We start from the raw sequence: 24987 nt of genomic DNA, 5'->3' as shown, positions 1-24987 counted from the left end.
GTCATATACTGTTCATATAGATATACACAGTATAACAGTTAGGAGGTATTTGTTATGAAAGAATGGAAACAAGCTTTCTGGTTAGCTGGGACGGAATGGAAGAACTTTTCAAAGCACGCTGTCTTTACCTATACACTTTGTTTGCTATATATCGTAATCGTATTTGCATTCCTCCCTATCTTTGAAGGGGGTACAACAATTGTAGGGGATATTTTGTTCATCGTTATCTTTCTTCTTTTCCCGGCTTGGATAAAACCAAAAGAATCCCATGTACAGAAAATTAGCGGAGAGATCTGGGCATCTCCTTCCTTTATTATGCTTCAACAGCTGCCAATCAGAAAAAATGTCATTGTGAAGAGCCGATTTATCTTTCACTCTTTTTATTCTTTTCCGTTTCAGCTCACCTTACTACTATGCTTGTACATACTGACACCGGAAGTCCGAAACATGGGGTTTAGTGCCTATCTTGCTTTCGTTATTATATGGCTAGCAATTAGTATATATATTGGATTCTTCTTACCTACAAGTGATGGAGGAGATATTATCAATTGGAAAACATTATTAGGATCTAGTCTCTTTTTTATACTTCTTGGAGCAGCAATCTTAACGCTCTTTCATGCAGTGTTAGATGTAGGTTTTGTGGAATGGACGATTCGAATTGCGCAAGAATTTCCGCTCCTATCAGCTATTGTATCCATCCTCCTTGCTGCATGTGGTTTCTTTTATTGGCCACGTTCATTGAAAAAAACGATGGAAAAGCTTGATTATCTTTAAGCTAATGTCTTTTAGAAAGGGGTGTGTGCTTTGCAGCTGCCGATTCATCTTTCCAACGAATCACGTGAACCTATATACCATCAGATCGAACATCAGTTAAAGGCATTAATCGCTAGTGGGCATATTCAAGCAGGTACAGCACTTCCATCTATTCGGGGACTTGCAAAGGATCTTGAAATAAGTGTGATTACGATTCGACGTGCCTATCAAAATTTAGAATATCAAGGATTTATTGAAACGAAGCAAGGAAAAGGGACATTTGTATGTGACATTGAGGACGCCTTGAAACAGCAAGTCAAGATAAACTCTGTCTATGAAACAATTGAAAGATCTATAGAAACAGCAATGAGTTATAACTATACGATTGAGCAGATTGAAGAAATCTTCCATAACATTCTCATGAGCTATAAGAAGGGAGAGTAAACGTTGAAACCTTTTGTAGAGATAACCCAGGTAAAAAAGAAAATAGATAATTTTCATCTTGGACCAATCAATTTAACAATTGAACCCGGAACAATTACATCACTTGTTGGCAATAATGGCTCTGGAAAAAGTACATTAATGAAGCTGATGATGAATCTAGCAAACACTGACAGTGGCAGTATTAATTTATTTAATCAAAATGTTTCTGGTGATGAAGAGCAATGGAAATCATTTGTTTCCTACCAATCACAAAAAATGATCGGATGGGACGCTTTTACTGGAGAGAATTTAAAATGTTTTATTGCCCCACTTTACGAACATTGGGATGAACAGCTTTTCCAAAGAATTGTTGAACATTTTGCTATTCCTTTGAATCAACGCTTTTCCAAACTTTCTCAAGGGTCACAGCAGAAACTCACACTTGCACTGACCATCCCAAGGAATACTCCTTTATTACTTTTGGATGAACCGACAGCATACCTTGATATTCCAGCGAAAACTCACCTTATGGACATTTTAGTAGAATGGATGGACCAAGGTGAACGCTCCATTATAATTGCAAGTCATCAAATTGAAGATATTAAGAAACTTTCTGACTATCTATTCGTATTACGTAATGGGGAGATGATAGGGAACTTTGAAAAAGAAGCACTTACAGAGCGCTACAAGCGTTATTGGTTACGCAGCGAACTAACTGAATCATCTATTCCTGGTGAAGTTTTTCGGGACCGTGTTCAAGTGGTATCCAATCATCCAAAAGAAACGGAACACTATTTACAAGAAAAAGGTTTACAATGGACGAACCAATCTTCACTTGATTTGGAAGAGATTATTACGTTGCTACTGTCACCCACTAGATAAAGGAAGGTGTAATCGATGACTTTAGCTATTATCCAAGTATTTGTCATACAGGTTATCCTACCCGTCGCTTTTATTTTATCTTTATGGAAAACAAAATATCCAACCCGCCTTGATTGGATCATCCAGTTACTATTTACCGTTGTATTTATTACATGGCTATTTCTTTCAGGGCGATGGGATTGGGTAGGAATATACCTGAAGTTTGTATGGGTGCTTTTATTAATTCCTGCTATTTATCTGTCTTGGAAAAATACCAAATCACTTCCGTTTCGTACGAAGCTTAACAGGAGCCAAAAATTTTCAAGAGGATTTAATATCGTATTATTACTTATTTTTGGTCTATATACGACTTCTAGTGTGAGTGGTTATTCCACAGAGGATGAACCCATCGAGCTTGCTTTTCCATTAAAGGACGGGTCTTATTATATTGCACATGGTGGCAGCGCGACACAGATAAACTATCACAATGCCTATGAGCCCCAACAGTATGCGCTTGATATTGTGAAGTTAAATCAATTTCGTACAAGAGCAAACGGAATCTATCCTAAAGAACTTGATAAATACGAAATTTTCGGTGATATAGTTTACAGTGCTTGCAGTGGAAGCGTAGTAGAAACGAGAAATAATTCACCAGATTTAATACCACCAGAATCAAACCCTGATCAACCAGAAGGAAATTATGTTGCCATTGCATGTGATGGGACTGATGCTATATTGTATATCGTCCATCTACTTGAAGGCAGTATCACAGTGGAAGCAGGTGAACAACTTACAGTAGGTAATCCAATCGGGCAAATTGGTAATTCCGGCAATACATCTGAACCTCATCTCCACATCCATGCTGAAAAAGATGGGATAGGTGTTCCACTTCAATTTGACGAGGAGTTTTTAGTCCGAAATGATGTAGTTAAAAAAGAAAGGGTGAATAAATAACAATGGAAACAATGTTATCAGTAAAGAACTTAGGAAAGGCTTTTAAAGACAAGCAAATTATTAAAGATATTAGTTTCGATGTTCGTAAAGGTGAAATCATGGCAATTCTTGGACCAAACGGAGCTGGGAAGTCAACTACAATCCGCAATATTATGGGGATTATGTATCCAGATGCTGGGACGATTGACTTTCAGAATAGCAATGGGAAAGATATTCCTCGCAATAAAATCGGCTATTTACCAGAGGAACGCGGGCTTTATAAAAATGTCAACGTGATGGATATTCTGCTTTATTTAGCTGAGCTAAAAGACTACCCATTAGACAAGGCAAAAGAGCGCGCACTGAGCTATTTGAAAAAATTTGACCTAGAAGGTAAGGATAAGGTTTCTGTTGAAGAACTTTCCAAAGGGATGGGGCAAAAGGTGCAGTTTATCGCATCTGTTATTCATGAACCAGAGCTGCTCATATTGGATGAACCATTTTCCGGACTCGATCCTGTAAGTCAAGAGCTGTTCAAGCAGGAAATTCGCAGCCTGGCGGAAAAAGGAACTGCAATCTTACTATCATCCCATCAAATGAATCTTGTAGAAGAAATGGCGGATCGTCTCTTTATGATTCACCGAGGACAGAAGGTGATTTATGGAACAATGGATGACGTAAAAACCCAATATGCCAATTTTAAATGTACCATTCACGGGAAAAATGCTTACGATGACTTAATCCGTATACTTGGTGTGCAGCGTGTTGAGCAAGAGGATGACAAATCAATTCTCTATTTAGCAAGTGACATCCACCCTGCCAGCTGGCTGAAGCAGTTACCAGAACAGCTCGCCATACAAGAACTAACAATCGACCGGATATCGCTTCATGAAATATTTATTGATATCGCAACAGATAAAAATCTATTACAGGAAGCAGGTGAACTTCATGCGTAATACGATGAAAGTAGCCAAGTGGGAAATTAAACGAAATATGAAAAATAAGACCTTTCTAATCGGGCTATTCTTAACGCCAATCCTGATTCTTGCCTTTGGATTTATCGGCAGCTTGTTTGGTGGATCAGATGATGCGGAACCTAGTGCTACAACGGTATATGTTCATGACCAAACAGGTATTTATCCAGCATTAGAGGAAACGATCAATCAAAGTGACTTGAATTGGGAAATGGAGCAAACAGATATTGATGAAGCAGATGTGGAATCAATCTTAGAAGCTAGCGAAAATACAGCATTCCTATTTATTAATGATCAAGCAATCGAGACGGGTGTCGTTCCTGTTTATACAAGTGATGAGATTGACCAGTTCTTTATCAATCAAGTACAAGTATTAACAACACCGCTGCAAGCATTAAAAATTGAACAGTTTGGTTTAACAGAAGAAGAAACAGCAAGTCTGCTGCAAGGAATCACTTTTGAAGAAATAACAATGGAAGATGCAGCGGCAAGTGAAGAGGATGCAGAAGAAGCAGAAGCTGGACTTGGCGCTGATCCGATGGAGCGTATGGTGCCTGGTATATTTGCTGGAATTATTATGTTTTCTGTTATTATGACGGGTATGGCAACCTTCCAAAGTGCATCACAGGAGAAGAAGGATAAAATTGCTGAAATCATTCTATCCTCTCTAACGCCATCTGATCTAATGCAAGGGAAAATCGTCGGCTATTTTGTTTTGGGCATCATTCAAGTAGTAGTTTTCTTCGTTGTTCTATTGCCATTCGCAGTTTGGAAATTAGATATTCCAATTATCGAATATTTACTCGTTCCGGAAACCCTCCTACTTGTTTTCATTGCTATTTTAAGCTATTTGATGTTTGCATCCATCTTTGTTGGAATCGGTGCGACGATGTCTGATATTTCAACTGCCGGGAACTTCCAGGGCTTCGTAATGATGCTGCCATTCGCACCACTTGTTATTATGGGACCTGTTCTGAGTGATCCAAGTGGTATCGTTGCGCAAGTTGGTACGTACATTCCGTTTACTGCACCAGGCGTGCTGGTTATGCGTCTATCTACACTTGAACAATGGCCATGGATTGAGATTATTATCTCCCTCATTGTCATTATGGCAAGTGTCTGGATCTTTATGAAGCTTGCTGGAAAAATCTTTAAAGTAGGTATTTTAATGTATGGAAAAAATGCTACGCCAGGTGAGATTTTGAAATGGCTTCGTGCTTAATTTTCTTGGAGGCAGCCATGCAAGTGGCTGCCTCTTCCAATACTTCCCGATTAATATGCTAAAGCTAAAACATTCCTCCCATGTTATAATAGTAAAGCATTTATAACGTTTTAACGAAGGAGTGCGAGTAAGAATTGCAAGAAGAAGTAAAATCAAATAAAAAAATCGGTATACCATTAGTCGTATCGATTATAGCCATATCCTTTTCTGCCATTTTTGTAAAATGGTCTGATGCACCCGCTACGATTTCAAGTATGTATCGTATGTGGTTTGCATCTATTTTATTGCTTCCATTTGTATGGAAAAGAAGAAAAGAGTTTCTGCTTATTTCCAAACGAGACATTTTTCTATTAATGTTTTCAGGACTGTTTTTAGCATTACATTTTGCTCTATGGTTTGGATCGTTACAGCTTACCACTGTGGCAAGCTCTACTATTATCCTTACCTTGCAGCCGATTGTTGCTTTGATTGGTGGATTCCTTATTTACAAAGAACGAACCTCCATCCCCGCATTACTAACAGTAGGAATTGCTGTGATTGGTGCAGTCATGGTTGGCTGGGGTGATTTTGGCTTAAGCAGGGAAGCAGTGCTTGGAGATATCCTGTCATTCTTAAGTGTCATTGCTGTGGTTGGTTATCTATTAATCGGGCAAAATGTAGTTAGAAAGCTTTCACATTGGATTTATAGTTTTTGTGTATTCCTTTTTGCTTCGATTACACTGACAATCTATAATCTCATTGCTGGAATTTCGCTTAGTGGGTATGAGTCACGTGAATGGGGGATTTTTCTATTGCTAGCTGTTATCCCTACTATTTCACATGTTATCAACAACTGGCTGCTAAACTTTGTTAATACAACAACCATTTCCATGAGTATTCTAGGTGAACCTGTTGGAGCCACTGCATTAGCTGTCCTGTTATTGGGCGAACGTGTTAACGGCATGCAAGTTGCTGGAGGCGCAGTTGTATTAATCGGTGTATTTTTCTTTTTAATCCAACAGAAAAAACGTATTCCTGTATAAAACAGCCCCTCTCTTCCTATCGTTCAGAAATATGTCGTTCTTTTTAAATGTAAAATATACTATAATAGACTTAACAGAATGTAGTATTTTTCTTATGAATAAAGGGGGCATTATTCATGTTAATCGCAATTATCGCTTTTTGTGTAAGTCTTTCCGTAAGCCTTATTATCGCAAGTGAGGTTTGGGACTGATTATTATATCAAGTCAGATGAATGTTTTTTTGCTTAAAAGTTATGTAGCGGGCTTCGTGGTGAAGCTCGCTTTTTTCATTGCCAAGATGTTTCCAGATATCTTCTGTAAAACTAACATCTTATTAACAGTTGACTCATATACTTTGAATGACGTTAGAAAACTCGGCATTCACTTAAGGGTTCATTGAAATCCTTATCCATTGGAATGTTGCACTTATGCAGATAGCTTTTACCTTCAAGGAGGATGTGTAATGGAGATAATCGTCTTTCACGGTTCAACCCGTGTTCATGGAAATACAGAATTCTTGGCATACCAAGCTGTCCCAAAGGAAAAAGGAACCCATATTTATTTACGTGATTATACAGTCAATTCTATTATCGATCAACGCCATGATGCCAAAGGCTTTGACCCAAACGCGGATAATCATCAGTGGCTCATTGACCAGATGCTAGCTCATGAAATTATCGTGTTCGCTACCCCAATATACTGGTATAGTATGTCCGGCCCGATGAAAACGTTTATTGACCGCTGGTCGCAAATATTAAGAGATCCTGCATACCCACATTTTCGAGAAGCGTTATCAAAGAAAAAGGTTTACCTTATTGCGGTTGGCGGCGACACACCGACAATAAAAGGACTTCCACTTGTCCAGCAATTTAATTACATTTGTCAGTTTTATAAAATGTCATTTGAAGGTTATGTAATCGGAAAGGCAAGTAAGCCCGGAGAAATTCTCCAGGATAAACCCGCATTAAAGGCAGCATCATTACTTATAAAAGAGGAAGCACGTTGAACAGTTTCAACGTGCTTTTTTATTTGGCAATACGTATATTTTCTAGTAATTATGGTCAGGCTAATTATTAATTCTACGTACCTAGTAATCAATTAAAGATTAGGTAGTTACTCTCCCCTTACACAAAATCTAGTAAGATATATTTTCGAATTCTAGTTATTTAGCACGGTTTTTGCTGAAAAATGTTTAAATTTCCCTTGTTAAGGAAAGTATTAACTATTATTATTAATCTATGGAAAATTATTTTCGACAAAAGGAGGAGCAAATGAAGTATTTACGGCAATTATTCATCGGCATTGGCTTTCTGTTATTGGGATCACTTCTTGTCCCCAGTTTAACACATGCTAATGAAGGTCAATCCTATGAGGTTTACTCTTCGGTATTAAATGTTCGAGGTGAACCTGCTTCTGATGGCGAAATCATTGGCGTGTTAAGTAAAGGGAATAAAGTAATGGCGTTTCAGGAGAAATATGGTTGGGTACAAACCTATTACGGTGGACATGTAGCTTGGGTTGCAAAGCACCATCTTATTCCAGTTGCCAATACTAGCCAAAGCAGTTCAGCTAATACACAATCGGTAACAACGACGGATTCGATCACTGTAACAGCAAATAGTGTTCGTTTACGTTCAGGTCCTGGTACGGATTACAATGTTATAGGCTCGTCATCAGCAGGAGATACATACAACATAGTTGAAACAAACGGCGATTGGCACCAAATCAAATTTTCAAATGGTTCCACAGGATGGATTGCCGCATGGTTAACGAACACTTCGTCAACTAGCGAACAATCATCCGAACCGATCAATACAAGCAATAACACGAATAATAACACACCTCAATCAGAATCATTAGAAGGCTATACTATCGTACTGGATCCTGGTCACGGTGGAAAAGATTCTGGAGCAATTGCGCTTAATGGGATTTATGAAAAGGATCTTGTTTCCGATACAGCAGTTAGAGTAGCAGATGAACTCCGTAATGCTGGGGCAACTGTTATTGTTACTCGTAATGGTGATTACTTCGTTTCACTCGATAATCGTGCAAGTATTAGTAATTCCTATCAAACAGATGCGTTTGTCAGCCTACATTATGATTCTTTCCCTACAATTGGGGTAAATGGGGTAACTACGTATTTTGGCAATGGTTCTGACCGGGGCTTGGCGCAAAATATCCAATCTTCGCTAGCCTCTACTGTAAGCTTAGATAATCGCGGTATCATGCAACGTGATTTCAGTGTACTTCGTGGTACAACAGCTCCATCTGTTTTAATTGAGCTTGGATTCATTTCAAATCCAAATGATCTAGCAATCGTTCAAACAGCAGCTTACCAGAATCAAGTTGCCACAGCGATTACAGATGGTTTAGTAGATTATTTCCATAGATAATGTATCCGTGCAAACTATTTTTTTAAACGATGGGAGCTGTTCTAGCAATAGGACAGCTCCCTTATGTAACAGATAGAACATTTAAATACGATATATTCGCTTTATGTGTTATTCACCACTCTTTGGTTTAGGCTCTTTATCGTTTAACGGAGGTACTCCCTCTTCAATTGCCATCTCGATTGGTGCAGGTTGTTGCCATAGGTCTGAAGCAAAAGAAAAAATTAATGCTAAGGAAAGCAATAAAAATACTTTCTTCAACATCATCACCCCCTTTCTTTGTAAACTCCACTCAGTACACTGTTAGCATAATTATAATAGCTTGCAGCCAATTTATATTTTCGATTATCAAAATAGTAATCTGCTAAAACCTTTAAATACTTATATTTCTCATAAGGTATCTCATCAAAGAAAGGAAGTACTTTTTTTGTAATCAAATTTACAAATTCTTTATCTTCGATTCCATGAATCAAGTGCCTGTACACTTTAAATTCATAAACATAAATGGAATCTATCGGTGTTAAGCTCTCCGATAAACGAAGCCCTTCTTGCAACCATTTTTCAGCGTTTGCACGTTCTCCTTTTTGGTAGTATTCCTTCATCAAGCTCGATACAGGAACAATTTGATCACTTATGGATTCAACAGCATGTAGTTCATAGCTTTTCAAATAGTATTCAATTGCTTCCTCCGACTTGTTTAACAGAGAATATACCTTTCCTAAGTTTTGATTACAAAGTGCAAATAAAGAATGTTCCTGAGCAAGCTCCGCAATCGTAGCTGCTAATTGATAGCTTTCCTTTGCCTTATCCAGTTCAGATGTCCTGCGATAAGAAATACCTAAAAGAATATGACATTCCGCACATCTTTTTAGATTATAAATCTTTTGATAATAGTCTAACGCTTTAGTGGCATAGGAAAATGTATGATGTGTCTGTCGCAGTTTACTAGCCGACAATGCAATTAAATAGTACAGATCATTCTCTTCATCCTTCAATGAATAAATCGGATATTTCAAATAATCTTCTGTATGCTGATAAAAGGATAATGCTTTTTTATAGGATAGTAAGGAAAAATGGTAATCACCTGAAAATTTATACCAATAATAGGTTTCTAGTTCTGTGAAGCTATGCGATATAGTTTGTAAGTATTTATACTGTTTTTCTTTTCCAGCTTTATTGTTAATAAGTATGTAATAGCTTAATTTATGGAGATTGATTAAATTTCGATAGGAGGTATCCGCAATATCTAAATTCTCTTTCATGTATTGATACCCTTTGACTGCTTCCGCACGGTTTCCAACCAATAAATGACGAAACCAGGCTTTATAAAATTCAACCCCATTATGTTCATCGGTTTCTATTTCCATTTTTAGCTTTTTTGATAACAAGCTGACAACTTCCTGACGAGGCTCTACTTCTCCATTTTCTATTTTTGATAAGTAGGAAACGGAAATAACTCCATTTGACAATTCTGTTTGTGTCATCCTCGACTTTAGTCGATGATATTTGATTCGATGCCCAATCTTCTTATTCATATGTCCTCACCTCTATCATAATTATACAATAGAACAGGCACTTACTACTGCTCAGATTAGACTATTCAAGCAGAAAACTTGTGCTTAGAAAATTTTTACTGTAATAGTCGTTATACTCTATAAAAAATGGTGATAATGTGTTTGATTGGAAGGGAAGGAGAAAAAATGCATGTTGATTCGCATACAAATAACGCCCAAGCTAAACTGCAGAGCGTAATGGAGAATTGATTTTTAATTATAGTTCCTTCCAATACTTATTATTCACTTTTTCACACTCTTTATTTTGATATCGAAATCCTTCACATATACTGCATTTCCAGCAATTTTAATAGTATAGGGCTGACTATTCCTATCCACCTGTACTTCTACTCGGCCATCTTTATCTATTTCATGCCCCTGCTCAACTACAAGCCTCAGCGACTCTTTAAAATATCTGTTTATGTATTCAGCATAATATGCACCCATTACCCCAGAAGCAGTACCTGTTACCGCGTCTTCAATCGTACCTGAGTAGGGGGAAGAAAAGTGTCTGGCATGCATGTCAGCGTCAGCATGATTCGTTTCTGTACAAAAGGGATGAACAGATGACTTAGGCATCTCCTTTAGAACGGTAGGAAAAGCAACATTTTTCGGTTTCATTTTCTTAAAAGCACGTAAACTTTTTATTGGGATTAATAATGTCCATGCACCTGTACTGCCATATACAATTGGTAACTTATCATCGATATCGTTGATTTCCAATCCGATTGATTTGGCTAAAGCTTCTTTTGATCCTTTGAAACTTTTGAATTTTGGTGGTGCCTGGTTCATTGTTATCACGATTTCCTTCTTAGCAGTCGATTCAATCATAACAGGTAAAATTCCTGCCTTTGTTTCAATGGTTAGTTCCGTTTTTCCACCTAGTAATCCTTTCGTCTTTAATGCATAGACTGTTGCCATGGTTGCATGACCGCACAAATTCATTTCATGTCCCGGTGTAAAAAAACGTATCTTAAAATCCGCTACCTCTGATTTAACGGGAAATGCAGTTTCATTAAATCCTACTTTAAAAGCAATCTCTTGCATTTCTGCATCTGTTAATACATCTCCATTTAATACCACACCCGCGGGATTCCCCTTATTCGGCTCTTTACAAAACGCATCATAATGATAAACCTTCACAGACTTCACAACACATTCCTCCCATTGTAAACAACAGTTATTAACTTTCAATCCTAAAGAAATGACTTGAAAAGATCATCTTTTAATCTTTTCCGTTAATCGAATAAATTCCCTCACATCTTCTATACATAATGCAAGCCCCTTTTCCCAGAAGACCTCTGATTTAATGTCTTCCTCAAGGTGCTTCATCACCAAATCCTCCGTGGACATTCTCCCAGAATCACGTAGTAATGCAAGATATTCCTGTTCAAATGTTTTCCCCTTCTCCTTTGCCTTTGCAAAGATACTTAGGGCAAATAAATATCCAAAGGTGTAAGGGAAGTTATAAAAGGGAGATTTCGTAATATAGTAATGTGGTGTCCAGATCCATGAATGTACCGATGCATTCTCAAGGGAACTATGATATGCCTCTTCCATAGCTTCCTTCATTAAAGCATTTAAACGGGATGGTGGAACAAACCCTTGTTTTCTTTCCTCATTCAAATTTTTCTCGAACAAAAACCTGGAATGCATATTCATAAAGTTCATTACACTGCGTTTTAACTTCTCATCCACTAAAAAAAGCTTCTCTTGATCAGATGTTGTCTCTTTTATTGCTGCCTCTAATACAATCATTTCTGAGAAGGTTGAAGCTGTTTCTGCTAAACTTAATGGATATTTTTTGCTCAAACCATCCACAGATTTCATCGCATAATTGTGGAATGCATGTCCCAGCTCATGAGCAAGCGCTAATACATCCTTTATCGTTCCACCAAATGTCATGAAAACTCTAGACTCTCCAGTTAGCGGGAAGCCTGCACAAAATGCAGCAACTGATTTAGCTGAACGGTTTTCCGATTCAACCCACCCCTGTTCAAACGCATTCAGCGTAAAGGCTTCTAATTCAGGTCCAAATTGGCCACAATGCTTCGTTATAAAATCAACAGCTTCTTTATACTCCAGCTGTTGCGTGCTTTCTGTAATAGGAGCCCAGAAATTATACGCATTCAATTTTGGTTCTCCAAGAAGTTCGGCCTTTTTATTGAGGTAATCGACAAATGGCTTTTTCTGTTTATTAACAGCTCTCCACATTGCATTCAATGTATCTTCTTCTACTCGATTATCAATTAAAGGTTCTTCTAATACATTTTCAATTCCTCTTTTTTTATACACCTGTTGCCGAAAACCAACAATATGATTCAAAATTCTAGCAAACAAATCTTCTTTGTCAATCCATGTATTTTCTAATACTTCATGTGATTTTCTCCGTACTCTTTCATCAGGGTGCGATCTTAGATTGATTGCCTGACCTACCGATAATTCATTTCTATTACCGTTGATCGAAATGTTAACCTTTATATCACTTATCAGCGCATGATAAAATTGCCCCCAAGCATGATATCCATCAATCATTAATTCAGACACGAATTCATTGTCATTTAGCTGCCGTGCTCCTTTTGTTCGCAATTCATTTAGTATGAATGCATGGTTTTGCAATAAACTTGTATCTAACATACTTTGCCATAAATTTTCCTCTATACCTTGGAGAATTTTTTGCGTTTTTTGAACAGATGAATCAAAACTCGCACGAATATCACCGATTTTACTCTGAAGTGATGTAGCTGTTTGATCCTTTGGATTCTGAGCTAATAAGCATGTAATAAAGGAATTAGCTTGTGATACATGAATTTGAATGGTACTCATGTGTTCCAATAACGCTGCAATCTTTATCGAATCAGCAACTTCCTGTGATGGCTTAAAATAACTTACATGGTTTGCAAATGTATAAACTTTACTTTCTAATTCCTTTATATGTTTTCGTAATTGACTGGATTCACTACCACCCGGGAATAAGGAATCTAATTCCCATACTTCTCGATACTTCGTGGTTTCCATTTTTTCTCCTCCACATTTGGTTCATTGTATTTACGTTACTCTCTTCACTTTGTTTCCCTAACATGAATTTAAGAATCTGTTTGAATAACAATCACATCCTACTTTGCATCTGCCTTCCTAAATTTATTGGCGAAAAAATATGCAATTGATGCAGCAAGTAAGGCAATCACGAGCGATATTAAAAATGATGATGAACTGCTTCCAATAATCGTTTTCTGGGCTAGCGTACCACTCTCATTCCAAGCTTCTGTAATGTTTGGCGTATAGGTGAATGTGAGCAGCATTCCAGACAAAATTTGCAGCAATGTATACGCACAGAGAAAACTAACAGCAAAAATAATATACTTTTTCACAATTTACACCTCCTCGTTTTTTGGCACGGATTCACCTTTTTCTCCCTCCTTGACGTCATCATCCTTCTGGCTCTCTTAATCTTGAATACTACTTATACGAAATTTTCCAATAAAAGGTTCCATTTTAGTTAGCGTTGATTTAGAAAGCTGCAAACCATTTTTATGTCTCTTCGCAGGACATAAGATTTTGTTCTACCATTTTATGGTCGTTTTTCCCAAGGATCAATTATACCAATTGTTCGTATTGAGTCTTTTTGCTTTAAGGCGTCAATTACGCCACTTGAAATTTCTTTGTTTGTCAGCCATCTAGAATACTCGTCTTTAAGTACAAATCCCAGACGGATTTGATAATAAAAACAGCCTTGAGGGACACTCACTTCTCGCTTGATCTTATCTATGTCCGTACTGCTTCCTAACACATGGAATAATTGCCAATCAACTGTATGCGTTGAAATTTCCCTCGTGATGATTTTAAGTGCAGCTGGAGCATTCAAATGTATCCAAGCTACAACCAGCTCAATATCACCATTTTGTTCAATTGCTGTATGTACTTTGCTCTGTAATTCATGATCACTTCTATAATCAACAATAATTGGTGTGATTTTTTCTTTAAAGTCTGCTCGTTCCATAAGCTGCTGCATACGTCCGGAATTTCTCGCAATAACCGATACATGATACCCTTGGTCCATCAGCCAAAGAGACACGTCTGCTAACATACCAGTTCCACCGACTACTAATGCGTGCTTCATTTATTATTTCCCCTTGCGATGTCATTTTTAGATTCCACGTACATATCTTAATGAAAGGTAATCTTCATCCCCCGTATTCGAATATGCCAGCTGTTCGGATACTTTACAAAACCCTCTTCTCTCGTAAAATGGAATACCTTTCCTATTTCCTTTTTGTACAGAAACCCATTGCTTCTTAGCACTTTCTCACGCTGAATAGTTGTTAAAAAATCTAAAAGCTTTGTCCCTATCCCTTCCCCACGTCTATTCGGGTCCAAATACAATACATACACTTCACTTTCTTCATTATGTAGCATTCCTCCACCAATTGCTCCGACAACTGCGTTATGGTCAAGAGCTACAATATAGCCATCCCAGCCAGGGCTTTCACCTATTTCCTTCGATATACGTTCATGATTATAAAAACGTTGATTATTTCTTTCTATGTTTGCAATACTTCTAATGCCCTTGTATGTCTCGATACATCCCTCACAACAAACACGGGCTATTCCATCAACATGTACCATTTCTGCTCGTTTAATCGTGACCATTTTTGTTGGGCTCCTTTCCAGATTTATATCTTTATTATTAAGAATGGGGTAATCCGTAATTCCCTCCGAATAAGTCTAATGGTGTCTTATTTTTGATTTTGGTGCGTTAGCGTACGGGAATGGTGTCTTATTTTTAATTTTGGTGCGTTAGCGGACAGGAATGGTGTCTTATTTTGACAATATATGTTTTACCACTTCTCGAAAATCTGTACCTTAATAATATGTTTCTGTGCAGATTTTAATAAAGTCGACCGTTGCTCCTAGGATTAAGATTTTCCTCACAGATTTTAATAGTTTTTCCAACACAACCGCCACTTTTAGTCTACCACAGAACACGCTATCTACTCAGAATATTTTTATCAAATCAAATTGTTCATTATTTTTAAATACTAAACTTTAAAACAGCTTTTATTTTGTTCTATCCACGAAAAAGAGGTATGTTATCAACTTGATACATACCTCTTTTTCACACTATGATTGTCCTTTAAGTGTCGATAATCACGCTTTAGGATGTAAAAACACAAGTATTTTCCCGTCTTTCACATCATTCGAATAGTGCTCTGCTTCATCATTCGAAACACCTAATTCCATTAAAGCATGTTTCAATCCACCTGCTCCAGAGGCGGCACCAGCAGCCGCACCTCCGAGTGTAGTTATAATCGGACCTGCAGCGATGACTGGGCCGATTCCAGGAATTGCCAGTGCGCTTAATCCGATAAAAAAACCAGTTATCCCGATGGCACCCCCGGCCGCTGCACCGGCAACGGCTCCATCCGTAGTGGAAGGATCGACTTCTTCAGCTGTTTCTTTCAGCTTTTTTGTATTTTTGGCCATCATCGATATTTCATCAATTGAGTAGCCTTTGCTTTTTAATTGTTCAACAGCTTTCACTGCTTGTTCTTCTGTATCGTATATTCCAACAATATGATTATTCATTAATATGCCCCCTTAAAAGAGTAAACTACTTATTCTTTACCCTTTCTAAATAATAATAGTCATAACCTATTAAATTGGGTTTAATTGGGATCATATTAATGGTGTATTATCACATTGAAATTACTTACGAACCAGCTTTATCAACTTTTTTTGCATAAATCATACTTAAAATATCGTTAAACATAACGGTTTCCACTTTATATTGATTTTCTTCTAACCATTTCACTAATAACGATCGATCTGCATAATATTCATCCTCAATCGCTTCAATTGCCTCCGTATTCCCTTCCATACGAAGCGCATCCATGACCTCAGCTTGATGTGTCTCATCCAGAAACATTAAGTCCGCTATGCAAATTTGACCATTTGGCTTTAGCACACGTGTCATTTCTGATAATGCTAACAGCTTTTCTGAATCAAGTAAGTGGTGTAGGGCGTAGCTTGAAACCACAGTATCGACTTGACTATCCAATAGAGGCAACGCTAGAAAATGTCCATGACGCACTTCAATCTCTGGATGCTTTTTATTACAAATTTCTAGCATTTTTTTCGATTGATCAATCCCAATGACATTGATTCCTTTTGCCAAAAATTTCGCTCCAAGGTTTCCAGTGCCAACCCCAATATCAGCACAGACCGCATGTTCATCCAGGTGAACTGTCCCTGCAATCCTCTCAAGTGCCTCATCATAGCCTTGATGCACATTGAATCCATGTCCCTCTTGTTTGATATGGTTGTCAAAGTCCTCCGCCCAGCTATCAAAACCCCATTTATCCTCCCAGCCCTTTCGAAGATGCTTCAACTTCTTCAAATGCTGTGCCAGGTCATAGAAATCACGATCAGTACATTCCACCATTCTATCAATTGTATCGATCATATCTTTAATTTCCAGCCATTGCTCAACAAGCGCCGAACGCTGAACATGCAAATATCCCTTGATCGTCATGTCTGGATCTTCCAGTACTTTTTTTATCCCCTTTACAGGTAGACCAATCTCTCGCAATGCTAAAATTGTACTTAATCGCGACACATCTGTATCAGAAAAATAACGATACTCATTTTCCGCATCTTTTTTTGGTGCAATTAACCCCTTTTCTTCATAGAAACGGATTGCCCGAGGGGTGGTGTTCAACTGTTTTGCCACTTCTTTAATTTGCATGAAGCTCTCTCCCTTCTTCTTCATAGTAAACCCTCCCGTAACGGAAAGGTAAAGGGGAATTTCTAATTTCTTTTGTTAGTGGAAAGAAATATACGGCTAGTCGCTGGACACTGGAGCTGAACATGACTATTCGTGTAGCCAAGGTACTATCCAAAGCATTCAAACTCGATATTTTTCTGCATTGAAAAAAATTAACCTGACAAGAAGGTCAGGCTAATTCGAAAACGGTTCAATCCGTTCCAAGGCCATTTTATAAGCCTTTATTTTGTATTTTTTTAGTAATTGATTAACTATATGGGTATGAGCGTTTTTCATGCTGGATGGAAATCCATTTGAAAGTTGTAAATGCGTCGAGACTCCATTCACCATTCAGACGGCCAACTCCGGAGTTTTTCACACCACCAAAAGCTACGTTTGGTTCATCATTTATCGTGCCATCGTTAATGTGAATCATTCCTGTATCCATCAATTTAGCAAGTTCTGCACCGCGTTCAATGTCTTCTGTATGGATAGCGCCGCTTAAGCCATATGGACTTTGATTTGCATACTCGATAACTTCTTCATCACTTGAAACCCTTAGGATCGAAACTACCGGAGCAAAGAACTCTTCATTTGCAATCGCCATATCTGGTGTAACATTTGTAAATACAACCGGTTCTACGATATTTCCATTTACATTCCCTTTTATAACCGGTGTCGCACCTTCATCGATCCCTTTTTGGATAAGATCAACTGTATTTTTTACTTGTCGTTCATTTATTAATGGTCCAATGATTGTACTTGGATCTTTAGGATCCCCACAAGTTAATGTTTTAACTTTAGCAATATACTTTTCTACAAATTTATCATAGCAGGATTCATGTACAATAAGTCTATTTGCTGACATACAAATTTGCCCTTGGTGCGTGAATCGACTAAACACTGCAGCACTGACTGCCAGGTCAATGTCGGCGTCATCCAGAACAACAAGTGCACTGTTACCACCGAGTTCCAGATGCACTTCTTTCAGATTTCTTCCAGCAACTTCCCCAATATGCTTACCAGTAGCTGTAGAACCCGTGAAGGAAATAGCACGTGGCACCGGATGTTCAACAAAATTATCGCCGATTTCAGAGATTTCTGTAGTGACGACGTTCAATAACCCTTTAGGAAGGCCTGCCTCTTCAAACATTTTGGCAATCATGGTTCCCCCAGTAATCGGAGTGTGCTCATGCGGTTTTAATACTACACCGTTTCCAGTAGCGAGTGCTGGAGCAACGGATTTCATCGATAGAAAAAATGGGAAATTAAACGGGCTAATTACGCCAACAACACCAACTGGCACACGGTAAACTCGATTTTCTTTTCCATCAATAGGAGAAGGTAAAATCGAACCATTCATTCTCATCGGGAATGTGGACGCTTCTTTAAGCATGTTTTTAACCAGCCCAATTTCAAATTCAGCTTTTAATCTGGTTCCTCCAATTTCATCGATAATTACATCAACGAATGCTTCATGATTTGCTTCTAAATAAGCAACAGCCTTGTCAAAAACATCCCGCTGAGAAACAGGATTTGTTTTTGCCCACTCTTTCTGAACTTGCTGTGCAGCTGCGTAAGCATGATTCAGGTCATCGTTGCTTCCAGCTTTATATGTAGCAAGGATCTCCCCATTAAAAGGATTCCTATTTTCAATCTGGAGATTGCTGCTTCCTTCTCTCCATTCACCATTTATGTATTGACTTTTCAGTGATTTTAAATCAATCATTCTATTCAACTCCTATTAATATTTTAGCTGTAAATTCTCTTTGGCCAATTGAGCCAAGTCAGAGACATTTCTGTTGATTTCTTCCATCGTTGCCGTAAGTTCTTCGATTGCGGCTGATTGTGAATCAGATTCAAGATTTGTCTTCTGAATGTCCTCATCCAGACTGGAAATGATCTGTTCAATTTTTGTAGTGATGGTGTGAATCTCTTCTACCTGATTTTTGGATCCTGCTGCCATTTTTCTAATTTCGTCGGCAACTACAGAGAAACCTCTACCGTGTTCCCCTGCTCTAGCAGATTCTATAGCTGCATTTAACCCAAGCAGATTGCTTTGATCTGCAATTCCTTTTACTACATTTGATACGTCTTCAATAAGTTTGATACTGTCATTTACCTTATTAGATTTTTCTGAAATAACTCCCATATTTTCAGAAAGCTGGGATATGGATACTGCCATTTCTGTAATCGTGCTTGTTACATCTTCGACGACTGTAGAGAGACCATTTGCAACCTCAGACAGTTTATTGGCTTTTTCAGTGTTTTGACCAACACCGACTCCTCCAACAACTTGCCCATTTTCATCACGAAGCGGAACTGCCATTGAAACAAGGTTTACCCCCAAGATATGTGCCGGTACAATCATTGCTTGATTTTTGTTTTCTCGAATGGCCTTCGTTATAATATCCCCTTCCAACAATGGATCTCCAGGCGATACATTCAACGCAAATGTAGTAGCAGGGAAATTAACAATCAGTTTTTCAGTGTCATAAACACCTATTGTGATATCATCATTAATCAGTTGCTGAAAGTATGGGGCTGTACTAATAATTGCCTGCAATAAAGGATGTAGATTCTCATTTACATTTGTTTGCTTCATTAACCATTTCTCCTCTTCACATAATGGATAACATAGATCGGACAATATAATTCCGATTACTCCCAATAATTTATATCGGTAAGATTTTCCAGTTTTCAAGTGAAATGATAAAAAAATAAAATCAATCTATACACGTACCATTTTTTATTGTTACTGATTTATAACGCCTCTCGCTATTTTCATATCAGATTATTTAATCAAAATGCACAACAAACAAAGCTTGCATGATATAATAACTCCCGGAATGTTATACTATAGGCAAACACAAAAAGTGAGGTTTTACATGTGGACGTACGAATTCAAGAAATTGTTGATTTCACAGCAGATAAATTTAAGCTTGAAGCTTTTTATTTAAAAAGACATGCGATCTACCGCGAGAAGATCGACCAAAATGGCGAATCTTTTGTTTTAAATATGGAATGGTTTCCAAATGACGCCATTATTTCAGATGATGACTTAAATCCAGCTGGAACGATTAGCATCGATATCGATATTCACTCGAAATTAATACGCCGGCTGATTTTCGTTGAGGGTGAGAACAAGCTAGAAACCGATTTACCGAAAGCTGGTAATACAGAACTTGCAATTGAATGGATCGAGCAAGAAACTGGATTGGAGTTTGGCAGACAGTTTAAATTAGTGCAGGAAGAAGATAAAGAACTATTTTTCCAAGCAGCTGTGGATAATATTTCAGTATTTCCATCTGGATCGATTCAAGTAAGATTTAATGATGGGCATAAGCTAACGTTATTCTCAATTGACGGTCATTTCCCAAATGAGGATCAATTAAATTGGGAGCCGTTTGCATTAACACCGGAAAAAATTGAGCCTATTGCCAAAGCACAGACAAAGCTGTTAGAGATTCCATTAGAAGACGAAGAAAAGTGGAATGCAGTATATGGAATAACAACCGTATTCGTAACAAATGATGGGGATAAAACGATTTCCTATGAACAAGTGGAAAGTTCTGAGTCCTATACACAGCATGATCTTGTCTTACAATGGGAGAAAACAATCGAAGAGCCCTTAGCAAGAAAAGATATTGATCTTTCACAAGAAGTTACAGTAGAAGAGGCATTTGCTAGTAAAGATGCGCTAGTGGATATACCGCTGAATGATGACGAGCAAAAACAAGTAATCAAAACGGTACAAAACTTTATGCAACGCGAATATCCACAGGCCAGCGGTGATTGGAAGCTTGCTGCATTATGGCGTGAGAAAGCGTATATCATCGCAGAGTTACGACCAACCAAGCCAGATGCACGTGTCATTGACCGGAAAATCAAGCTTTTAATGGATGGTGCAGATTACGAAGCGCTCAACTATGTGGATAATCAAGCACTTGTGGATATGTTTAAACATTTCGAGCATGCAGACGAGCCTAAGTTTTCTGAAGAAGAGGCATTTGAAAAGCTTGCTAAGCATATTGATATCACGCCTGTCTACGTTTTTGATAAGACACAAAACCGCTACATTTTATGTGGTAAAGTAGACTGTGGATATGGTGTGGATAGTTTTAGTGGAGAAATAATTTTATTGGACGAGTTATAGACAGCAAAAATCCCCTTTAGTTTATAAAAGGGGATTTTTGTTTACTCAGAAAGCCTATGATAGCGCCTTCTTCCTTATAGATCATCAAATCCATTCAGATCACTTGTCTTCGTATATTGTCTTGATTTCTGTTCAAAGAAATCTGTTTTCGTCCCATCAAAGTTATCCACATATGCACGGATCCACTTCATTGGGTTATCAACATGTTGTGGATATATTTCACTTAATCCCATCAAACGCAGCATTTTGTTTGCACGATATTTAATATATCCTGCCATTTCCTCTAAATCAATACCTTCTACTTCTGCCAGTACATAGTTTGACCATTCGATTTCTAAATCAACCGATTCACGGAAATGATCATAAACCCAGTCCGTAAATTCTGCCGTATTGTATTCAGGATTCTCTGCCAATGTCGCACGGAATAGTTCACCAATAAAACGGCCATGCTCCAGTTCATCACGATTAATGTAGCTAATCATCGTTGATGTACCCACCATTTTATTTTGACGTGCCAGATTGTAAAAGAATGCAAAACCAGAATAGAAGAACATGCCTTCTAATAAGGATGTGTAGACTAAAGTTTTTAAGATGTTTTCCACAGTTGGTTCTTCCACAAATTCATTGTACTGCTTCGTTAAGTTTTCATTTCGTTTAAGCAGAACTTCATCCACTCGTCCAAGCTGGAATGCTTTGTTTTGTTCATCTAATGAGACAACAGATGATAACACGTACGAATAGCTCTCATTATGCACTGCTTCCTGCTGTGCAATCACAGCCATGATAGATTGCACAGAAGGGTCTGTTGCATACAACGAAATTAAGAGTGCTGTTCTTGTTTGTGGTGCATCCAATGTGGATAACAATCCGATTATTTTTAAATAGGCGTCGCGCTCTTCCTCTGTTAATGTTGGGAATTGCTTCACATCACTGGACATATTCACTTCGTCCGCTTGCCAGTAATTACCCACAAGTCGCTTGTACATTTTGTACCAATGTGGATAAGCAATATCGTTCCAGTTTAAAATCCCACTTGATTTTCCACCGAATAATCCGGTCGATTTATTTGGATGCAATGGTTCCAATGTTTTAGCCTTTTCAAGCATAGCTCTTGGCATGATGCAACACTCCTTCCAACCATAATTCCACTTTTTCTTCTTGACTTCCCCTAGGGGACTGCTCAATTTTCAGAGCCGTCCATTTACTATCATAAAATCTCACTAACTTATCCACAGCTTTACAGAATAAATCATCCCCACCAAATTGGGTATCACCAGTTCCAAAAACTGCAATATTATTTGGTTTATAGCCGATCTCAAGTATAAGGTCTTTCACTTCGTCTGGTGTACTCCCCATTTCCCAAGTAAACGTTCCAAGGAAAACAAAGTCATAGCTTTCCGGGTCAAATGGTGCATCGATTCCGATTCGATGCATGTCCACAGAAATACCTTCTCGCTTTAATTTGCTTTCCATCAATTCCGCTACTTCTTCTGTGTTTCCACTGTACGATAAATATGCGATGATAGCCCTCAACTTTGACACCACTCACATTCTTCGACATCATTCGACGTTGAACGAACATAATAAGTTGTTTTAAGTCCTTCACGCCATGCTTGTAAGTGAAGATCTAATAAAATCGATGCACGGATTGTATTTGGCACATAGAAGTTAAATGAAATACTTTGATCAATATGCTTCTGTCTAACTGCATTTTGTTTAACAGACCAGCGCTGATCAACGATATATGCAGACCTGCGATAAATATTGTACGTGTTATGATCGAGTTCCGGTGCAGTGACAGGAATTTTAAAGTCTTTCTTCTCTTCGCTGTAGAACACATTGAAAATTGGATCGATACTTGCTGTAGAGCCTGCAATCATTGCCGTAGTCGAGTTAGGTGCTACTGCCATTAAATAACCATTACGCATGCCGTGCTCGCCAACTTCTTCCTGTAATGCTGTCCATTCGTCTGTCACATAGCCTTTTTGATTAAAGTAAGCCCCAGTGCTCCACGTGCTTCCTTCAAAGGCTGGGTAACTTCCTTTTTCCTTACTAAGCTCCATACTATTTTTAATTGTTAAGTAGGCAATTTTCTCATACAATTCATCCGCATAGCTTACAGCCTGATCAGATTCCCATGCAATATCTTCTTTTGCCAAGAGATGATGCCATCCAAATGTACCTAACCCAATTGCACGATACTTTTTATTGGTAATTTCCGCTTGCATAATTGGCAATGTATTAATATCAATAACGTTATCCAGCATCCGAACTTGGATTTTAATCAAACGCTCTAAGACATTATCCGGTACAGCTTTTCCTAAGTTAATCGAGCTTAAGTTACAAACAACATAATCACCAGGCTGGTATTTCTTTACGATCGTGTTTTCTTTTTCCAGGTATTCTTCCACAAACTGTGTTGGTGACTGGTTTTGCGTAATTTCTGTACATAAGTTAGAGCAGTAAATCATTCCTTGATGGTTATTGGCATTTTGACGATTTACTTCATCACGGTAAAACATAAATGGTGTACCCGTCTCAAGCTGGGATACCATCACACGTTTCATAATATCAATTGCATTTACTGTTTTACGTGATAAGCTTTCATTTGCCACACACTCTAGATATTTTTCTCTCCATGTTCCATTCCCTTTTTCTTCATCATAAAAATCTTCTAAAGAATAGCCCATCACTTGGCGTACTTCATGTGGATCGAATAGATGCCACTCACCGCGCTGTTCAACCTGCTCCATGAAATAATCCGGCAAGCAAACTCCCGTGAAAATGTCATGGGCACGCATGCGGTCATCCCCATTATTCAGTTTCAAGTCAAGGAAAGACTCAATATCTTGATGCCAGACATCCAGATAAATAGCAATCGCGCCTTTTCTTGTTCCGAGCTGGTCAACACTTACCGCCGTATTATTCAGCTGCTTAATCCATGGCACAACACCACTGGACATTCCTTTAAATCCTTTAATAGAGCTTCCTCTTGCACGGATTTTCCCCATATAAACACCAATTCCGCCGCCGTTTTTAGAAAGCTTCGCAATATCTGTGTTACTGTCATAAATCGACTGCAGGCTATCATCAACCGTATCAATAAAGCAGCTTGATAATTGGCCATGCGTTTTTCCAGCATTCGTTAAAGTTGGAGTCGCTACAGTCATATAAAGATTACTTAATGCCCAGTACGCTTCTTCTACAAGCTTCGTTCTGTGAGACGGATCTTCATCCTGCATCAAATACATTGCGATAACCATCCAGCGTTCCTGCGGCAGCTCGTAAATGTTTTTATCATGATCGGTAGCCAAGTAACGTGTAGCGACCGTATATATGCCAAGATAGTTAAACAGGAAATCTCTATTGGGATCAATCATATTGCCGAAATGATCGATTTCAGCTTTCGTATATTTCGAAATAATATTCGGCGCATATGCTCCTTCGTCTGTTAACACCTGAATTAATTCGTAAAGAGATCCATAGCGTGCTTCTCTGTCATACTTACGATTTTCTCCAGCTTTACGGTAAAGTTCCTGTAAATAGATGCGTGCTGCAACATAAGTCCATTCTGGATTTGCCTCGTCTATATTTTCTAATGCAATTTTAATTAATCGGTCTGAAATTTTCTCAATTTCCATTTCTGGCTTTATTGTGCGTAATGCTTTCTCCATAAATTGATCAATTTCGACAGAGATCCCCTTTGTTGCTACCTGAACAATTTCTTCGATTGTGCTAGGAACTTGTTTCGTTTCTGTTACCATGTTAACTGCCTCCCTATATATAAAACTATGTAAATATCAATTATATCTCGCTCTCTTACTGGATGAGCAATGATGAATACACTAAAAAAACGAATCCACCCAAAAAATGAGGGCAGATTTTCTGATCTTATTTCCTTTACAAACTATCCTTCTATCGTTATGCTATATTAGTTGATAAAAAATCAACCACTCTT

The 24987-nt window shown here is 38.1% G+C and carries 24 protein-coding genes; 10 read left to right on the top strand and 14 right to left on the bottom strand.

Annotated elements, in window-relative coordinates; all coding sequences use genetic code 11:
- The first annotated feature begins 54 nt into the window (after positions 1 to 54).
- From D1B32_RS01675 to D1B32_RS01635, 9 genes are all read left to right on the top strand, one after another.
- Positions 55 to 774 (top strand): hypothetical protein, encoded by a 720-nt coding sequence (locus tag D1B32_RS01675; protein WP_095307688.1) that lies wholly within the window; start codon positions 55 to 57, stop codon positions 772 to 774.
- A gap of 30 nt (positions 775 to 804) precedes the next feature.
- On the top strand, positions 805 to 1197 hold the full coding sequence (locus D1B32_RS01670) for a GntR family transcriptional regulator (protein WP_095307687.1): 393 nt from the start codon (positions 805 to 807) through the stop codon (positions 1195 to 1197).
- 3 nt (positions 1198 to 1200) lie between these two features.
- On the top strand, positions 1201 to 2058 hold the full coding sequence (locus D1B32_RS01665; protein ID WP_095307686.1) for an ATP-binding cassette domain-containing protein: 858 nt from the start codon (positions 1201 to 1203) through the stop codon (positions 2056 to 2058).
- A gap of 15 nt (positions 2059 to 2073) precedes the next feature.
- Positions 2074 to 2991: a M23 family metallopeptidase gene (locus tag D1B32_RS01660; protein WP_095307685.1), complete on the top strand. Its 918-nt coding sequence runs from the start codon at positions 2074 to 2076 to the stop codon at positions 2989 to 2991.
- 2 nt (positions 2992 to 2993) lie between these two features.
- Positions 2994 to 3926 carry an ABC transporter ATP-binding protein gene (locus tag D1B32_RS01655; protein WP_095307684.1) on the top strand — a complete coding sequence of 311 codons (933 nt, stop codon included), beginning with the start codon at positions 2994 to 2996 and terminating at the stop codon, positions 3924 to 3926.
- The gene (locus tag D1B32_RS01650) at positions 3919 to 5166 is read left to right on the top strand and encodes an ABC transporter permease (RefSeq protein WP_095307682.1); all 1248 of its coding nucleotides are present in this window, start codon (positions 3919 to 3921) and stop codon (positions 5164 to 5166) included. Before D1B32_RS01655 ends, D1B32_RS01650 begins: the two co-directional genes overlap by 8 nt.
- 134 nt (positions 5167 to 5300) lie before the next feature.
- Complete coding sequence (locus tag D1B32_RS01645; RefSeq protein ID WP_095307681.1) at positions 5301 to 6188, top strand: DMT family transporter; 888 nt, start codon at positions 5301 to 5303, stop codon at positions 6186 to 6188.
- A gap of 442 nt (positions 6189 to 6630) precedes the next feature.
- Positions 6631 to 7173, top strand: a complete 543-nt coding sequence (locus D1B32_RS01640) for a flavodoxin family protein (protein WP_095307680.1) — start codon at positions 6631 to 6633, stop codon at positions 7171 to 7173.
- Between the two features lie 265 nt (positions 7174 to 7438).
- On the top strand, positions 7439 to 8560 hold the full coding sequence (locus tag D1B32_RS01635; RefSeq protein ID WP_118888467.1) for an N-acetylmuramoyl-L-alanine amidase family protein: 1122 nt from the start codon (positions 7439 to 7441) through the stop codon (positions 8558 to 8560).
- A 108-nt stretch (positions 8561 to 8668) separates the two neighbouring features.
- Here D1B32_RS01635 and D1B32_RS23630 read toward each other — a convergent pair whose 3' ends face one another.
- From D1B32_RS23630 to D1B32_RS01585, 11 genes are all read right to left on the bottom strand, one after another.
- Complete coding sequence (locus D1B32_RS23630) at positions 8669 to 8818, bottom strand: hypothetical protein (protein WP_158586185.1); 150 nt, start codon at positions 8816 to 8818, stop codon at positions 8669 to 8671.
- Positions 8819 to 8823: 5 nt separating this feature from the next.
- Positions 8824 to 10092 (bottom strand): helix-turn-helix domain-containing protein, encoded by a 1269-nt coding sequence (locus tag D1B32_RS01630; protein ID WP_118888466.1) that lies wholly within the window; start codon positions 10090 to 10092, stop codon positions 8824 to 8826.
- A 261-nt stretch (positions 10093 to 10353) separates the two neighbouring features.
- Entirely contained in the window at positions 10354 to 11262 is a 909-nt protein-coding gene (locus D1B32_RS01625) for a PhzF family phenazine biosynthesis isomerase (RefSeq protein ID WP_118888465.1), read from the bottom strand.
- 66 nt (positions 11263 to 11328) lie between these two features.
- On the bottom strand, positions 11329 to 13128 hold the full coding sequence (locus D1B32_RS01620; protein WP_118888464.1) for a M3 family oligoendopeptidase: 1800 nt from the start codon (positions 13126 to 13128) through the stop codon (positions 11329 to 11331).
- 98 nt (positions 13129 to 13226) lie between these two features.
- Positions 13227 to 13481 (bottom strand): hypothetical protein, encoded by a 255-nt coding sequence (locus tag D1B32_RS01615; protein WP_118888463.1) that lies wholly within the window; start codon positions 13479 to 13481, stop codon positions 13227 to 13229.
- A gap of 200 nt (positions 13482 to 13681) precedes the next feature.
- A complete protein-coding gene (locus tag D1B32_RS01610) occupies positions 13682 to 14230 on the bottom strand; it encodes a short-chain dehydrogenase (protein WP_118888462.1) in 549 nt (182 codons plus the stop codon).
- Between the two features lie 47 nt (positions 14231 to 14277).
- Positions 14278 to 14760, bottom strand: a complete 483-nt coding sequence (locus D1B32_RS01605) for a GNAT family N-acetyltransferase (protein WP_240033699.1) — start codon at positions 14758 to 14760, stop codon at positions 14278 to 14280.
- Between the two features lie 498 nt (positions 14761 to 15258).
- Entirely contained in the window at positions 15259 to 15696 is a 438-nt protein-coding gene (locus tag D1B32_RS01600; protein WP_095307671.1) for a general stress protein, read from the bottom strand.
- A 124-nt stretch (positions 15697 to 15820) separates the two neighbouring features.
- A complete protein-coding gene (locus tag D1B32_RS01595; protein WP_118888461.1) occupies positions 15821 to 16879 on the bottom strand; it encodes a MerR family transcriptional regulator in 1059 nt (352 codons plus the stop codon).
- 262 nt (positions 16880 to 17141) lie between these two features.
- Entirely contained in the window at positions 17142 to 18602 is a 1461-nt protein-coding gene (locus D1B32_RS01590; protein WP_118888460.1) for an aldehyde dehydrogenase family protein, read from the bottom strand.
- 15 nt (positions 18603 to 18617) lie between these two features.
- The gene (locus tag D1B32_RS01585; protein WP_118888459.1) at positions 18618 to 19478 is read right to left on the bottom strand and encodes a methyl-accepting chemotaxis protein; all 861 of its coding nucleotides are present in this window, start codon (positions 19476 to 19478) and stop codon (positions 18618 to 18620) included.
- Positions 19479 to 19763: 285 nt separating this feature from the next.
- Here D1B32_RS01585 and D1B32_RS01580 point away from each other — a divergent pair, with 285 nt between their 5' ends.
- A complete protein-coding gene (locus D1B32_RS01580; protein ID WP_118888458.1) occupies positions 19764 to 21029 on the top strand; it encodes a hypothetical protein in 1266 nt (421 codons plus the stop codon).
- A gap of 74 nt (positions 21030 to 21103) precedes the next feature.
- Here the strand turns inward: D1B32_RS01580 and D1B32_RS01575 are convergent, their stop codons facing one another.
- From D1B32_RS01575 to D1B32_RS01565, 3 genes are read right to left on the bottom strand one after another with little or no spacing between them, the layout of a single operon-like run.
- Entirely contained in the window at positions 21104 to 22147 is a 1044-nt protein-coding gene (locus tag D1B32_RS01575; protein WP_118888457.1) for a ribonucleotide-diphosphate reductase subunit beta, read from the bottom strand.
- Entirely contained in the window at positions 22128 to 22562 is a 435-nt protein-coding gene (locus D1B32_RS01570; protein WP_262366377.1) for a flavodoxin, read from the bottom strand. The genes D1B32_RS01575 and D1B32_RS01570 overlap by 20 nt, the downstream gene beginning before the upstream one ends.
- Positions 22559 to 24793, bottom strand: coding sequence for a ribonucleoside-diphosphate reductase subunit alpha (locus D1B32_RS01565; protein WP_118888456.1), 2235 nt, complete (start codon positions 24791 to 24793; stop codon positions 22559 to 22561). Before D1B32_RS01565 ends, D1B32_RS01570 begins: the two co-directional genes overlap by 4 nt.
- Positions 24794 to 24987: the final 194 nt, after the last annotated feature.

The sequence above is a fragment of the Oceanobacillus profundus genome, assembly GCF_003515705.1.
Classification (GTDB): Bacteria; Bacillota; Bacilli; order Bacillales; family Amphibacillaceae; genus Oceanobacillus; species Oceanobacillus profundus.
Note: the sequence above shows the minus strand (reverse complement) of the source record. Positions and strands in the feature narration are given on the sequence as shown.